Source organism: Pseudomonas sp. SIMBA_041 (genome assembly GCF_046535095.1).
GTDB classification, from domain to species: Bacteria; Pseudomonadota; Gammaproteobacteria; order Pseudomonadales; family Pseudomonadaceae; genus Aquipseudomonas; species Aquipseudomonas mucoides.
In genome coordinates this window covers 1-259 of the sequence record NZ_JAWRXJ010000518.1, presented here as the reverse complement: position 1 = coordinate 259, position 259 = coordinate 1, and the positions used below count along the sequence as shown (strand labels likewise).

At 56.8% G+C, this 259-nt stretch carries 1 protein-coding gene; it reads left to right on the top strand.

Translation table 11 applies throughout. The features are described from left to right. Positions 1 to 23 precede the first annotated feature (23 nt). A partial coding sequence (locus SB725_RS32160; RefSeq protein WP_410923543.1) for a hypothetical protein occupies positions 24 to 259 on the top strand: 236 nt, incomplete at its 3' end.

The window sequence follows — 259 nt, the reverse complement described above, 5'->3', positions numbered from 1 at the left end:
AGACCATGTCCTGTCGCGTGATCATGTCCAGTTTCGATGCTGCGCTGCGCGTGATAGTGGCAGCTCGCGCTATTCGCATAGTGCAGGTTGAGCTTGTCGGGATCTGCTGGCCGATACTCGATATCAAGGCGTTCCCGCTAACCGACGCGTGCAGCGTTGATTTTCCGTGTGCCTCTCCCCCTCTAGTGTGTGCCGAACCATTCATCGCGAAGAGGAGAACCTTCGAAAGGGAGCCGCCGTTTGATTTCGAACGCGATGC